13 protein-coding genes are annotated in these 14561 nt (G+C 46.8%); 6 read left to right on the top strand and 7 right to left on the bottom strand.

Features of this window, described 5'->3' with window-relative positions:
* Positions 1 to 105: 105 nt before the first annotated feature.
* The gene (locus JZ784_RS12970) at positions 106 to 1515 is read right to left on the bottom strand and encodes an FAD-binding oxidoreductase (protein ID WP_346315150.1); all 1410 of its coding nucleotides are present in this window, start codon (positions 1513 to 1515) and stop codon (positions 106 to 108) included.
* A 351-nt stretch (positions 1516 to 1866) separates the two neighbouring features.
* Here JZ784_RS12970 and serA point away from each other — a divergent pair, with 351 nt between their 5' ends.
* Both serA and JZ784_RS12960 read left to right on the top strand, forming a co-directional pair.
* Positions 1867 to 3099: a phosphoglycerate dehydrogenase gene (gene serA, locus JZ784_RS12965; protein WP_005013123.1), complete on the top strand. Its 1233-nt coding sequence runs from the start codon at positions 1867 to 1869 to the stop codon at positions 3097 to 3099.
* A gap of 112 nt (positions 3100 to 3211) precedes the next feature.
* Positions 3212 to 4084 carry an EamA family transporter gene (locus JZ784_RS12960; RefSeq protein WP_346315149.1) on the top strand — a complete coding sequence of 291 codons (873 nt, stop codon included), beginning with the start codon at positions 3212 to 3214 and terminating at the stop codon, positions 4082 to 4084.
* Between the two features lie 93 nt (positions 4085 to 4177).
* Here JZ784_RS12960 and JZ784_RS12955 read toward each other — a convergent pair whose 3' ends face one another.
* Entirely contained in the window at positions 4178 to 6007 is a 1830-nt protein-coding gene (locus JZ784_RS12955; protein ID WP_346315148.1) for a hypothetical protein, read from the bottom strand.
* A 192-nt stretch (positions 6008 to 6199) separates the two neighbouring features.
* Here JZ784_RS12955 and JZ784_RS12950 point away from each other — a divergent pair, with 192 nt between their 5' ends.
* On the top strand, positions 6200 to 7075 hold the full coding sequence (locus JZ784_RS12950) for an EamA family transporter (protein ID WP_346315147.1): 876 nt from the start codon (positions 6200 to 6202) through the stop codon (positions 7073 to 7075).
* An 83-nt stretch (positions 7076 to 7158) separates the two neighbouring features.
* Here the strand turns inward: JZ784_RS12950 and JZ784_RS12945 are convergent, their stop codons facing one another.
* The gene (locus JZ784_RS12945) at positions 7159 to 7932 is read right to left on the bottom strand and encodes a TSUP family transporter (RefSeq protein WP_219190597.1); all 774 of its coding nucleotides are present in this window, start codon (positions 7930 to 7932) and stop codon (positions 7159 to 7161) included.
* Positions 7933 to 7967: 35 nt separating this feature from the next.
* Positions 7968 to 8873: a tRNA pseudouridine(55) synthase TruB gene (gene truB, locus JZ784_RS12940; protein ID WP_346315146.1), complete on the bottom strand. Its 906-nt coding sequence runs from the start codon at positions 8871 to 8873 to the stop codon at positions 7968 to 7970.
* 141 nt (positions 8874 to 9014) lie between these two features.
* On the opposite strand from truB, the gene JZ784_RS12935 reads away from it, so the two are divergent.
* From JZ784_RS12935 to JZ784_RS12925, 3 genes are all read left to right on the top strand, one after another.
* On the top strand, positions 9015 to 10043 hold the full coding sequence (locus tag JZ784_RS12935; RefSeq protein ID WP_346315145.1) for a lipase secretion chaperone: 1029 nt from the start codon (positions 9015 to 9017) through the stop codon (positions 10041 to 10043).
* 406 nt (positions 10044 to 10449) lie between these two features.
* Positions 10450 to 11460, top strand: a complete 1011-nt coding sequence (locus tag JZ784_RS12930) for a triacylglycerol lipase (protein WP_346315144.1) — start codon at positions 10450 to 10452, stop codon at positions 11458 to 11460.
* A gap of 179 nt (positions 11461 to 11639) precedes the next feature.
* The gene (locus JZ784_RS12925; RefSeq protein WP_346315143.1) at positions 11640 to 12608 is read left to right on the top strand and encodes a triacylglycerol lipase; all 969 of its coding nucleotides are present in this window, start codon (positions 11640 to 11642) and stop codon (positions 12606 to 12608) included.
* A gap of 63 nt (positions 12609 to 12671) precedes the next feature.
* Here JZ784_RS12925 and rplS read toward each other — a convergent pair whose 3' ends face one another.
* The 3 genes from rplS to rimM form a co-directional block, all read right to left on the bottom strand.
* Positions 12672 to 13046 (bottom strand): 50S ribosomal protein L19, encoded by a 375-nt coding sequence (gene rplS / locus JZ784_RS12920; protein ID WP_005013144.1) that lies wholly within the window; start codon positions 13044 to 13046, stop codon positions 12672 to 12674.
* A 188-nt stretch (positions 13047 to 13234) separates the two neighbouring features.
* The gene (trmD, locus tag JZ784_RS12915) at positions 13235 to 13969 is read right to left on the bottom strand and encodes a tRNA (guanosine(37)-N1)-methyltransferase TrmD (protein ID WP_219190592.1); all 735 of its coding nucleotides are present in this window, start codon (positions 13967 to 13969) and stop codon (positions 13235 to 13237) included.
* Positions 13970 to 14011: 42 nt separating this feature from the next.
* Positions 14012 to 14560 carry a ribosome maturation factor RimM gene (gene rimM / locus JZ784_RS12910; RefSeq protein ID WP_005013148.1) on the bottom strand — a complete coding sequence of 183 codons (549 nt, stop codon included), beginning with the start codon at positions 14558 to 14560 and terminating at the stop codon, positions 14012 to 14014.
* Position 14561: the final 1 nt, after the last annotated feature.

Genomic DNA, 14561 nt, shown 5'->3' with positions numbered 1-14561 from the left:
ATGATGCCGTTTTTATTTAAAAAATACTATTTCACAAATGTAAGCCATTTTACAGCCATAAAAAAAGCGCATCATCCGATGCGCTTTTCCGCTCTATCTTAACAATTAAAGATCGAATAATTTGCCTGGGTTCATAATACCTTGCGGGTCAAACACTTTTTTCAGCGCTTTCATGTATTCAATTTCTTCCGCTGAACGGGTATAGCCCAAATACGGCTTTTTGGTCATGCCCACGCCATGCTCTGCAGAAATTGAGCCATCGTATTTTTTCACGATGTCAAATACGTATTTATTCACCACTTTGCATTTATCAAAGAATTCGTCTTTGCTTAAATCCGCAGGTTTCAAAATATTTAAATGCAGGTTGCCGTCACCGATATGGCCAAACCAGCAGATTTCGAAATCAGGGTAGTTCTGCGCCACAATTGCATCAATTTCCTGAATAAATGCAGGAACATGCGTAATCAGCACTGAAATATCATTCTTGTACGGCGTAAACGGCGCAATCGACTCAGAAATATCTTCACGCAAGCGCCATAAGCTGTGCACTTGCTCTAGGCTTTGGCTCATCACACCATCAAGAACCCAGCCTTGTTCCATGCAGTGCTCAAAAATTTCCATCGCCTTGTCCATAATCGGCTCAAACGGCGCTTCAAACTCCAGCAATACATAAAATGGGCATTCTGTTTCAAATGGACGCTGCACATGGCCATTGTCCAGCACTTTTTGCATGGCAAGCTCACCAAAGAACTCAAATGCAGTCAGGTCAATTTTAGCTTGGAAGGCGTGCAGTACAGGCATCACAGCATCAAAGTCAGGTACACCCAACACCATCACTTGCAGGTCTTGCGGCTGGCGCTCAAGCTTAATTTCAGCTTCCGTCACCAAGCCTAAGGTGCCTTCACCGCCAATGAACAAATGCTGCAGCGCATAACCGGTCGCATTTTTGATCATGCCTTTATTCAAACGCAACACATCACCTTTACCGGTCACCACGGTTAAGCCCAGCACCCAGTTGCGGGTCATGCCGTATTTAATCACTTTAATGCCGCCGGCATTGGTGCCTATGTTGCCGCCAATCTGCGATGAACCTGCTGATGCAAAATCAACCGGGTAGTACATGCCCTGATCGGAAGCATAGTTCTGCAGCTGTTCAGTCACCAAACCCGCCTGCACGCGAACCATGCGGTCTGCTGGGAAGAACTCAAGAATCTGGTTCATCTTGTCCATGCTCACCACGATTTCGCCATTGGCTGCGACTGCGCCGGCAGATAAGCCTGTACGGCCGCCAGATGGCGTGATGGCCACATTAAATTGGTTCGCCAGTTTTACAATTGCTTGCACTTGCTCGGTCGATGATGGAAAAACGATGACCGACGGGTTTGGGTCGAAGTGCTTGGTATGGTCACGTCCCCAATTTTCGAGACTGTCTGCATCAGTTTTAATGCGGTTTTCGCCGACAATAGCGGTCAATTGGGTTAATAACTCTGGGGTTAAAGCGACTGGAGCATTCATCGTTTTCAGACCTTGCAAGAAGTAAACAAGTTGTAAATAGCCTATAAATCATTCAGTTGTGCACAGCATGGCGCCAGCACCAGATGAGGCAGACGTGAGCAGAAAAGAAACAGAAATCAGATCCGTTTTTCACGTGCGCACATTATAAGGCATTTTTCAGCAAAACCCGCAGAAAAACCTGTTTTTACAATGACGCCTTTGAAATTACAGGCTTATTTAGAACGCGCGCGGCAATAACGGTCACATAATTTGTCAAAATACCTCACACAGCGGTCATAAAGGAAATGTATATCCCGCATTGTCCTATGCTATTATACCGCCACTAAATTTGGCCTTTGTAGCGGAGCCGTAATGAGCCAACATCTTTCACTGCCTAAAGATAAAATTCGTTTCTTGTTGTTAGAGGGCGTTCACCAAAACGCCATCGACACTTTAAATGCTGCCGGATACACCAACATCGATTACCGTAAAACAGCGCTGGAAGGCGACGCGCTGAAAGAAGCGGTAAAAGATGCGCACTTCATCGGTATCCGTTCGCGCACTCAACTCACTGAAGAAGTGTTTGAAGCGGCGAACAAACTGATTGCTGTGGGCTGTTTCTGTATCGGCACCAACCAAGTGAACTTGAATGCAGCGATGATTCGCGGTATTCCAGTTTTTAACGCGCCGTATTCAAATACCCGTTCGGTGGCTGAATTGGTGCTTGCTGAAGCAATCCTGCTGCTGCGCCGTGTGCCTGAAAAATCAACAGATACACATGCGGGCGGCTGGAACAAATCTGCAGTTGGTTCATTCGAAACACGCGGTAAAATTTTAGGGATTGTCGGTTACGGTTCAATCGGCTCTCAGCTTTCAGTTCTGGCTGAAAGCCTGGGCATGCAAGTGATTTACTATGATGCGGTAACAAAACTGCCTTTAGGCAATGCGCGTCAAGTCGGCTCTATGGGCGAATTGCTTGCCAATGCTGACGTCGTGTCTATCCACGTTCCGGATGTTCCTTCTACACGCAACTTCATGGGCAAAGAACAGTTTGCGCAAATGAAAGAAGGTTCAATCTTCATCAATGCGGCGCGCGGCACTTGCGTTCTGATTGATGACCTTGCGGATGCCATCAAATCTGGCCATATTGCCGGCGCAGCAGTTGATGTATTCCCGAAAGAGCCTAAAGCCAACGGTGAAGAATTTGTTTCTGCGCTGCGCAACTTGCCAAACGTGATTTTAACTCCTCACGTCGGCGGTTCAACTATGGAAGCGCAAGCGAACATCGGTCTAGAAGTGGCAGAAAAATTTGTGGCTTATTCAGATAAAGGCATGACTTTATCTGCAGTGAACTTCCCGGAAATTGCGCTTCCATTGACTGAAGGCAAACACCGTTTACTGCATATTCACAAAAACATTCCAGGCGTGCTGTCAAAAATCAACAACCTGTTTGCTGAACACGGCATCAACATTTCTGGCCAGTCATTAATGACTAAAGGAGATGTAGGTTACTTAGTGATGGATGTAGACGCTACTGCATCTCAAGAAGCTTTAGATACCTTGCACGAAGTTGAAGGCACAATCCGCGTCCGCGTATTGTTCTAATTCAATTGCACATAAAGCCATAGGCTGCGGCCTGTGGCTTTTTTTATTTTTAAGCTTCAGCTTTACTCTCCCGCTCCTCGAGAAATCGAACCCAATTTAGTATAGTAAGCACATGCCGAATTTAAAAAATACGCCCCATGTGCAAGCGCTGTTCCTGCTGCTGATTGCAATGATCAGCATGCAAAGCAGCGGTTCTCTGGCCAAAATCCTGTTTAATCAATTTCCAGTTTTGACTGTGTCCAGCTTGCGCCTTTTGCTGGGTTCCCTTATTTTGGCCGTGATTTTTAGGATTTGGCAGGCCAATTTCAAACAGGTGCGCTGGAAAGCCATCATCAGCTACGGCGTGGCGTTAGCTGGCATGAACGCGCTGTTTTATTTATCGATTAACCGCTTGCCGCTGGGCATTGCGGTCTCATTTGAATTTATTGGCCCGCTCAGTGTCGCGCTGTTTTATGCACGGCAGAAATTTGACTTTATTTGGGTCGGACTGGCGGTTTTAGGCTTGGCGCTGCTCTTCCCTTTTGATCAGGCTTCACAGCCCTTAGATCCAATCGGCATTGCCTTTGCACTGGGTGCAGGCGCTTGCTGGGCGCTGTATATTGTGGCAGGTCAGCGGCCTTCTGGTCTCTCTGGCAACCATACCGTATGCTTAGGGATGTTTGTCGGCATGCTCTGTCTGTTGCCCATCGCACTGTTTACAGGGATGCCAGCGTCTGTATTTGAGCCTTCCAATCTTATTTATTTTATCGCTCTTGCAATACTGGCCAGCGCGCTCCCTTTTACCTTGGAGATGATCGCGCTCAGAAATTTATCCGCGCTGAGTTTTGGCACACTGATGAGTGTAGAGCCTGCGATTGCGGCGCTGTCGGGCTTTGTCTTTTTAGGTGAACAGCTGCTGTGGACACAATGGCTGGCGCTGGCGGTGATTATTGCTGCTTCAATTGGCTGCACAGTGACGACGCAACAGGCCAAGCAAAGAAAGTAGTCCTCCGCCGCCAATTAAATTTCTAAATGAAATAAAAAACCGCGTTTCGCTCTCAAGCAAAACGCGGTTTTTTGCTGCTATTCAAATGCTGCTTTAAGTTGGCACGTTACAAAAGTAGCCATCATTGTCGACTGGTGTATTGCCGCCCCATAAAGAAATCATGATCAATGGCTGCTCAGAACGCTTAAAACCCTCTCTACCTCTAGAGCCGCAGTATGTGCCCTGAAGCATACGGCCTTGAAGATATAAACTGTTGATCTTGCCTTCGTCCATCCAATTAAAACCTGCATATTGGTTTGGTAAACGGATGAGTTTTTGCTCACCATAAACCGTATTGAAATGCAGTTTATGCTCAGATGAATCATTGCTGTCCGCCATCCATAGGCTGACCTCGATTTCACAAGGCTTGCCGATCAAATCTGGATTATTGATATTTAGATTGCCTGTGTTGTAATCATCACCAGATGTACACTGCACATAGAAGCTTAAGCCCTTGTCCGATGCCACGACCTCTTTGTCTTTCAGTACAATTTTCACATCCGATTTACTTGTAGAAACAGCTGCGCCAACATATCGCACCCATTGATCCCCCTCAAGGGCAATTGCCGTTTGCGCTGACCAAACCAGTTTATCATTGTTGGACTTTAAGCCCGTTAATACACGGACGCCTTCTTTTGGCGCCGTAAATTCAGCTGCTTTATATTCTACGCCAACTAGAGTGGTGAACTCACCGCTGCATTCGACTGCTGAACCATCTTCAAGCGTGCATTGTACTTTGTTATTGGTTGCGGGGATGCCTAAATCAATCACCACATTTTTATCATTCGGCAATTGCGACGTCACAGAGCCAATGAGTGTGCCTGTCGTATCTTTCGCTGTCCAATGAATTGTGCCTTCAGTTGGCATATTTACAATATCCACACCTTCAGCAGGAATCGAGTTGGTTTTGGTTAAACCTGAACCATCTTTGAGTTCCACTGCCGCAGTAATATGGCAAGGCACATAGTTATTGGCTGATTTACATTTCACATTCACTGAACCTGGATTTTCAAATTTAAAATCCCAGTTCCAGGTTGAGAAATGGCTGACGGTGGCTTGAACAGCCAAGCCCGTAGCAGAAAGCGGAGAAGCGACAACGGTTCCAGGAGTTCCTTCTTCAACCCATTTGCCTTTGGCCACATCGAAATACCACATTGGAATACTGGTGCCCACCGTCATGGCTTGGTTATTGATGCTATTGAGCGGCAAGTCCATTTGAATATCAGCTGTCACGCCTTGCTTCAGCTGCAGCTTTTGACCAGCGGCATTGGTAAATGTTGCCGTCATCATGCCTGCACTAATTAAAATCGCAGGATTACCTTTGGAATCTACCGCCACACCATTGGCTGGCATGGCATTCAAATCACTGCTTTGAATATCCCAAGGGGTAAACTCAACTTTGACTGCTCCTGTAGCAGGCTGACCGTTCGGCAATACAAATGCCCCCGCAGGAATACTGATTTGGGCATTCAGAAATGCAGCCTGAATCACTTGGGCGTCTTCAATTGCAGCGACAGTTAATGTTTGTTTGATCGGCAATAGGTTTGCAGATAACTGTGCCAGTTCTTCCACGTTCAACTCAACAGCCTGTGTAATAAAACCCGTTTTTTTAAAACTCACCACAACGGTTTTTGCAGACTGAGGAATCTTCACATTAAATTGTGCATTACCAGAAGCATCAGTGACAAAACTTTGCCCCAAAATACTGATCTCAGCGCCAGTAATGTTCGATCCTGTTGAGGTTTGGACCAATGCCGTCACTGCTTTTTCAGTAGATACTTCATTTGCTGAAGCATCATCACCAGAGCCAGAACCACAGCCCACAAGCGGGACTCCCAAAACGCACGCAACCAATACGGCGTGCAGCTGTTGTTGTAATTTCATTATTATTTCTCTTAATTCAGAAGTGCTGGATAAATAAGCATCATATTATTGATTTTATTTATATTATGTTCAAACGAACAATATTATTCACATGAACTGCCCAGCACTGCCTGTACCATCTTGCATCTTTTCATGCACCAATTGCTCTATAATCCAGCAACCTGCTCCTTCCAACCCAGCTGCTGAATTTTTATGCCAAACGCCCAATATCTTGCAGTGCTGTATATGATTTTATCGATGGTGTCGTATCAAATCAGCGCCTCATTTGCCAAACAGCTGTTTACTGTATTGGACCCGCTGAGCGTCACCATTCTGCGCTTATGCTTTGCTGCGGTTATTGTCTGTTTGATGTTCCGGTCTTGGCGCATTCTAAAGCGGCTGCCGTTTTTAAAATGGCGTGATTTACTCTGCTACAGCGTGGCGCTTTGCATCATGAATGTTTTATTCTATATGTCGCTCGGAAAGCTGCCGCAAGGCATTGCAGTCGGTCTGGAATTTATCGGTCCCTTGGGTCTGGCCCTGCTGTCTATTCAGCGGCGCAGCGATTATATATGGGTCTTATTGGCCATTGCCGGCATCGCCTTGATGGTGCCTTGGGGGCAAACCGCAGGCGCCGATTTTTCTGTCACAGGTGCAGCTTGCGCGCTGGGTGCAGGATTGTGCTGGGCCTTTTATATTTATTTTGGACAAAAGGTCGTGCATCAAAATATCGGCATGCATGCCTTGACGATTGCCATCACACTATCTGCACTGACCCTGCTGCCCATTGGCCTATACCGCAATGCGCCTACGTTGCTGGAAACCCAATATTGGGGCAAAGCGCTGGCCATTGCCATTTTAGCAACGGCTATCCCCTATGCTTTGGACTTAAAAGCCTTAAAACAGCTGAATAAACTCAGCTACGGTACATTATCCAGCCTTTCGCCGGCGCTGGCAGCGCTGACAGGACTGGTGCTGCTGGGTGAACAAATTGGCCTGCTGCAGTGGGCAGCGCTGTTCTGCGTGATGATTGCGTCCATCGGCGTTACGCTGAAATCTTCTAAAGATCAAAGCGCCGCAACGTCATGAATATAAGTAAATCATTCATGTTCAGCTCAGTGAACGCATTTCGGCAGCCAGATGCTTCTTCTGGCGCCTGCCTTAAATTTTGTTCAGGATTGTCCCGTAATGGTCTGATAGCCCAAGCGCACAATCAGTACACTGACCAAAACCAAAAATAGAATCCGGATAAAACCGCTGCCGTATTTCAGCGCAGCCTTCACCCCAACGATTGAACCGCAAATATTCGCCACCGCCATCATGCCGCCCACAGCAAACAGCACATGCCCTGTCGGTGCAAAAAAGCTCAAAGCGGCAAGGTTCGTGGTTAAATTGGCAATTTTAGACAGCGCAGATGCATGCAAAAAATCGGCTTTTAAATAGCGGATGAAAAAGAAAATAAAGAAACTGCCCGTACCCGGCCCAAAGATGCCGTCATAAAAGCCAATGGCGAGGCTGCCCACTGCCGCCAGCAGCAGAATCTTGGGCGTCAGCTCCTGACGGATATGCACTTGGCCAAACTGCTTCTTCATCAACGTATAAATGGCGATTACGATCAGCATCACCAGCACAAAGGGCCGCAGCACTTCTTTCGGTACCATCGACACGCAGGCTGCACCGGCAAAGGAAGCGATAAAAGCACAGCTGGCAATCACCGCCAGCAATTTCCAGCGCAATTTTACTTGGCGTAAAAAAGAATAGGATGCCGATGCAGTTCCAAAAATAGAGGACAGCTTATTGGTGCCGAAAACCGTTGCAGGAGACAGCTGCGGCATGGCATTCATAATTGCTGGAATTTGAATCAGCCCGCCGCCGCCGACCGCAGCGTCTATCGCGCCGGCAAAAAAAGCAAAAAACAGCAGGCTTAAGATAATTTCAATTTCCACAATTTTTGCCTTAAATCAGTTATTTAAAAATAGGTTTAGAGGTTTAATACGCGTTTTGGCACTAAGCGCTTGCGCTCGGTGATTTCCGCCAAACCAAGGCATTTTTCACCATCAAAAACCAGCGCTTCGGATACCGCTTCATGTTCAATATTGCTTTCCATGCCTCGGCTGAAATATTCCGCGCGGCCTTCCGGCACCTGCACTTTTGGAAAATGATCAATGGGAGAATACACAGGCAGCAGCAGGGCCTCACGCTCTGTTTCGGTCAATGTTTCTAAATATTCGATGGTATAGCTGGGAATCAGTTCAAAATGCCCCGTTTTAATGCGGTGCAGATAAGTCAAATGGCCATACGTGCCTAGAGCTTTGGCAATATCTTCGCCTAAAACCCGGATATAAGTGCCTTTTGAACAGGTTACATCTAAACTGATGCTGTTCTCTGTGAAAGACAACAGCTGAATAGCCTCAATCGTAATCGGACGCGCTTCCCGTTCAATTTCAATGCCTTTGCGCGCCAGCTCATACAGCGGACGGCCTTCTTTTTTCAGGGCCGAATACATCGGCGGCACCTGCTGAATATCCCCAACAAACTGCGCCAAAACCTGCTGAATGAATTCTTCTGTCAGCGGCGGTACCGCCTTCTCAAGCAAGCGTTCCCCTTCCACATCGCCAGTCGTCGTGCTGTGGCCTAAAAATATGGTAGTTTGATAGCGCTTTACAGAGTCCAGCAAATAATGCGAGAACTTGGTCGCCTCCCCCAAGCAAATCGGCAATAAACCAGAAGCCAGCGGATCAAGCGCGCCAGTATGCCCAGCTTTTTGCGCGCGGTAGAGCCAGCGCACTTTCTGCAAAGCGGCATTGGAACTGATGCCCAAAGGTTTATTAAGCAAAAAAACACCGCTGATATGGCGGCGCTGAATTTTAGCGGAAGATGATTTCATGAGAAAAACAAGCGAGAATAATCTTCGCCATGGTAACCGAATATTTACAACTTTTCTGTGATTTTCTGCTGAAGCTGTGGCATATTCAGCTCCATTGCGTAATTTATAAAACAAATAAAACGGATAAAAGGTGCATGGGATATGCAGAAACACAAACTATGGATCATAGCAGGCGCTATTATTCTTGCCGTCGGCGCATTTATTTTTTGGCTTATACCGAATGATGGTCAAGCATCAGCCACACAAAACGCCAGTCAGCCCCCTGCTGCCGATAGCAGCGGTACGCCTCAGGCGCAGGCGCGCAGTCCGAACGGCTTGCCTTATTTCAGCCCGAGCCAGCAAGATACTGAAATCAACTGCCAAATGAATTTGGACGCGTCCAGCCGTTTGATGGTGAATGAGCGCACCCGCGACTGTTTTGAATATTTCATTACCCAGTACGGCGAAAAAACCATTGAGCAAATCAAAAAAGATTTTAAAGCCTACATCACGCAAAACTATAAAGAGCCTTCTCTAACGCAAATTTTAGATTTATGGAACCGCTATATGGATTACCGTGAGCGTTTAGGCAGCCTGCAGGCGCCTAGCCTCAGTCAGGATGATCCGCAATACTACCGTTCGATTTACAACAGTACACAAAACTTGCGAAAGCAGTTCTTTTCGGATTATGAAATTGAAGGCCTTTTTGGCACTGAAAATACTTATCACGTATACACCCTGAAACGGATGGACGTGATCAATGACAAAAAGCTAAGTGAAGCGGAAAAGGCTCAAAAACTGAAAGCATTGTTTGATGAATTGCCAGAGGACTGGAAAGAAAATCTGGAACAGATGAATAAGCTGGAAGATCTGCATAAACTGACAGCTGACATAAAAGCGCGCGGCGGTTCAGCCGAAGAAATTCATCAAATGCGCATGAATTTAGTGGGCCCGGAAGCAACACAGCGTTTAGAAACCCTAGATACGCAGCGCGCTGACTGGCAGAATACCGTCAACAGCTATTTATCCGAACGCGACAGCATTCTGAAAAGCGGCCTGAGCGACGATGCAAAGCAAAAAGCGGTACAGCAGTTACGCGCGCAGCATTTCAGCAGCAAAGAGGAACAGCTTCGTGTCAACACTTTTGAAACTGCACATGATCAGGGCGATAAATTGCCTTATAGCGAATAGCGCAGCGGCAAAACACCTGGATGAAATCTAAGGATGCACATGCATCCTTTTTTTATTTTCGGCATGCCTTAGCGCCGCACAATATTCTTTGTTTCTGTTTTTCTTCAATAAAACGGAAAAAGAAGGTCAATCTCCCTGCTTTTCTTAGCTTTTCAGGACAAATGTATAGCAAATAGATGACATTTATGGACATTTTGAGACCCCAAATGACATGGAATAAATCAAATTTCATGAAAAAATAGCGTGGCATCTGCTTTATCTTCACTCTCTAAAAATAACAACCCGGATGTTCTGCGCAACACCTTTTGAATATCCTTTTCAAGATGCATTAGAGAGCTTGCTGCACGCAATTTGCTACACATTATTAAAAACAGCAATAACAACAACTCCAAACAAAGGAATGCATATGCGTACTTTCACAACAAAAGCCAAAATGGCCTCTTTAGGCATCATGGCGGGCTTAGCGATAGGATTATCGGCAGGCGCGCAGGCGGCTCCAAGCGTTTTGCAAGTCAAAGAAACAGCTAAATCTGACTATGCGAAAACCAAGTATCCGATTTTAATGGTTCACGGCTGGTTAGGCTGGTCCCGTATCGGCAATGACAGTTTCAATATTGACTACTGGTATCAAATTTTGCCGGATATGGCGCGCAACGGCTCAACCGTCTTCGCTGCCCAGCTTTCACCGGCGAACACCACAGCATACCGCGGAGAACAGCTGATTACCCAAGTTGAAGATGTGCTGGCCATTACCGGCAAAGACAAAGTAAATCTGATCGGCCACTCGCATGGCGGCCCGACGGTGCTTTATGTTGCCGCGACTAAGCCGCAGTATCTGGCATCAATTACCGGGGTCGCGGGCACCTATCACGGTTCTAAAGTAGCCGATGATATTCAAGGCAACAAACTGACTAAATCCTCTTTCAATATTTTAGGCGACTATATTATTGGGCCATTGATTGCCTTGGCGCAATCCAAGCCTGAGCTGGGCATTGATTTTGATGCCTCCATGAAATCACTGTCACAAACAGGATCTGCCGCCTTCAATGCAACTGTCGCAAAATCTGCCGTTGCCGCCGGCGTTTTGGCTTCTTCTGAGAACTGCAGCAAGAACTTAAATTCAGTCGATTCGAAAGGCGTGCGCTACTACTCTTGGACGGGCGTAGCGCAAACCACCAACTTGCTGGATATTGACACCATCCTGATGCAGTTAGGGCCGCTATCTTACGGCAATAAGGACAATGACGGCATGGTATCGCGCTGCAGCGCGTACATCGGTCAAGTGATCCGCGATGACTACAAGCTGAACCATACCGACTTAGCCAATATGATGTTTGGCTTAACAGGCCTGTTTGCACAGGACCCTGTCGCACTCTACCGCCAGCACGCCAACCGCTTGAAGCTTCAGGGCTTATAAGCACAGAAGCCCGCCCATGCTGAGCGGGCTTTTTATCTTTAAATGCATATAAATAAAATTTGTTACAACTCCAAATACACTTTATCTGCAGTGCTTTGCATTTCATTCAGCAGACTGTTTTTATATTGGTGACAACTTATATTGTCAGAAAATAAAATTAAAAAACAGAGGATGCATCAATGAAATATGGAATTCTCGCGGCAGGCATACTGTCCGTCTTTATTGGAAGCACAGCCAGCGCGTCACAAGCCACTCAGGTAAAAACTGACAAAACCGTATCGGCCTATGCCAAAACCCAATATCCAATCGTTTTTAATCACGGCATGGCTGGCTTTATACGGGTAGGCACCGATGACCTTGGCCTAGACTACTGGTATCAGATCTTGCCTGATTTAGCGCGCAATGGCGCCAGCGCCTGGGCAACCCGCGTATCCCCTTTAAATTCCACAGAAGTCCGCGGTGAACAGCTGCTGCAGCAAGTTTTAGAAATCCGCGCGATTACAGGCGCAGACAAAGTAAATCTGGTCGGCCATTCACATGGCGGCCCGACAATCCGCTATGTGGCAGGCGTGCGCCCAGATGTTGTTGCATCCCTGACCAGTATTGGCGGGCCGCATAAAGGCTCGCCAGTTGCGGACCTCATTTTAAAAGCGGAAGGCACTGCGGTTGAAGCGCCCTTAGTCGGCGCAGTCAACTTTGTGTCTAAAGCCATCACTTGGGCGCAGGGGTTAGACCCAGACAGTTATCCGCATGATGCTTTGGCAGGCGGCCGAAGCCTGACTCTGGCGGGTTCAGCCGCATATAACGCTAAATTCCCAATCGGCATTCCTGCTACAGCCTGCGGTGAAGGCAAAGCTTTCGAACAAGGCATTTATAACTATTCATTTACCGGTGTTGGGCAAGTGACCAATGTGCTGGATTTAGACTCAGCGCTGAAATTCACAGCCCTTTTGATTGATGGCGGCAAGGATAATGACGGCCTCGTGCCTAGATGCAGCGCCAAATTCGGCAAAACCATCCGCGACAATTACAATTGGAATCATTTGGATGAAGTCAATCAGGTCTTAGGCTTAAAGGCTTTATTCGCCCCGGATCCTGTAGATGTCTACCGCCAGCATGCCAACCGCTTAAAGCTTCAGGGCTTATAAAATACAGGCATAAAAAAAAATGCGCCTTTGGGCGCATTTTTTAACTCGTGTGAAAACTTAAAATTAAGCTTTAACTTTACGAGCTGGCAATTTTTCACGAATACGTGCAGCTTTACCAGACAATTCGCGTAGGTAGTAAAGTTTAGCGCGGCGAACATCACCACGGCGTTTAACTTCTACTTTAGCTACGATTGGAGAATGTGTTTGGAAAACACGTTCAACACCAACACCGCTAGAAATTTTACGTACTGTGAACGCTGAGTTCAAGCCACGGTTTTTCTTCGCAATTACAACGCCTTCAAAAGCCTGAAGACGCTCACGGTCGCCCTCTTTAACTTTTACAGAAACAATCACTGTATCACCTGGTGCAAATTCAGGCAGATCAGTTCTTAGCTGTGCGTTTTCAATTACTTGAACTAAAGGATGCTTACCGCTCATGGGGTATCTCCGATATGTGCGGGTCAGAAGAGGTCTGATATCCGCTGGGTATAGAGGCTAAGGCGCATACACCCGATTATCTTTCTCTTTATTGTTGACCATCTCAGCCAATAAAGAGCCTATTAAAGAATACTTAAAATAATTTTAAGTACTGTTTTCGAAGACAGAGATGATTCCTCATCCATGCCTTACAAATCTTTCAGCCATTTTTTTTGCTGCTTCGTCAGTTCGACCTGTTCCGCCAACTCTGGACGGCGTTCAAGTGTCCGCTGATAGCGCTGCAAAAACCGCCATTTTTCAATATTTGCATGATGCCCGGATTTTAAAACCTCTGGCACATCCAAACCTTCAAAATGATCTGGCTTGGTGTATTGCGGGCAGTCTAAAAGACCATCCACGAATGAGTCTTGCACGTGTGACTGCTCATCAGACATCGCACCCGGAAGCCTCCGGATAATGCTGTCCAATAAAACCATCGCAGGAAGCTCTCCACCCGATAATACGTAATCTCCGATTGACCATTCCTGATCAACATATTGCTGGATCAAACGCTCATCAACACCTTCATAGCGCCCGCACAATACAATCAGGCCGTCATATTCGACAAACTGCTGTACTGCGGATTCATTTAAGGTCTTTCCTTGCGGTGACATATACACCACTGGAACATGAACTGCACCTGCTTGCGCTGCAAGCTCTTTAGCACGGTGGATTGCTTTTGCCAAAGGCTCAGCCATCATCACCATACCGGGGCCACCGCCAAATGGACGTTCATCCACTCGTTTGTAGTTGCCCTCAGCAAATTCCCGAGGATTGATGCAATGAACTTGCACAATTTCGTTTTTTGCCGCGCGCCCGCTGATACCGTAGGCTGTAATCGCTTCAAACATTTCAGGAAAAAGCGTAATGACTGCAAAAAACACCGCAGACTCCTCTATTTTCCTGCTGAGTGAATCCTAAAAGGATTAATAATCTACGCCCCAATTCACGTAGATGCGACCCGCTTCGAGATCAACCCGCTGCACCACATCTTTATGCCATGGAATCATGCGCTCTTCGCCATCGACGCTGTCTGCGGTAGCGCGAACCACCATCACATCGTTGGCGCCTGTTTCAAACAGCTCGTGGATTTGACCGAGATTCACTTCCTGCTCATCATCATTCAGGCCTAACACGGTTAAGCCTTTCAAATCTGACCAGTAATACTCGTCCACGCCTGCTTGAGGCAGCTGCGATTTTGAAATCCAAACATTGGTACCGACCAAACTGTCTGCTGCCGTGCGATCACTCACACCTTTAAGCGAAACAACTAAGCCTTTACCATGCGGTTTCCAGCGTTTTACATCTGCTGTTTGCCAACCCGCTTTGGTCTCAATGTACCAAGGCAGGTAGTCAAAGATGTTGCTCATAGGTTCTGTATTGGAATAGACCCAGAGCCACCCATTTAATCCATATGCTGAACGTAGCTGTCCAATCTGAATACGATCTTCTGGAACATTCTGTGTTGGTGTCATG

This window comes from Acinetobacter sp. CWB-B33, assembly GCF_039655955.1.
In the GTDB taxonomy this organism is placed as follows: Bacteria; Pseudomonadota; Gammaproteobacteria; order Pseudomonadales; family Moraxellaceae; genus Acinetobacter; species Acinetobacter bouvetii.
This window is presented reverse-complemented; position numbering and strand designations above follow the sequence as displayed.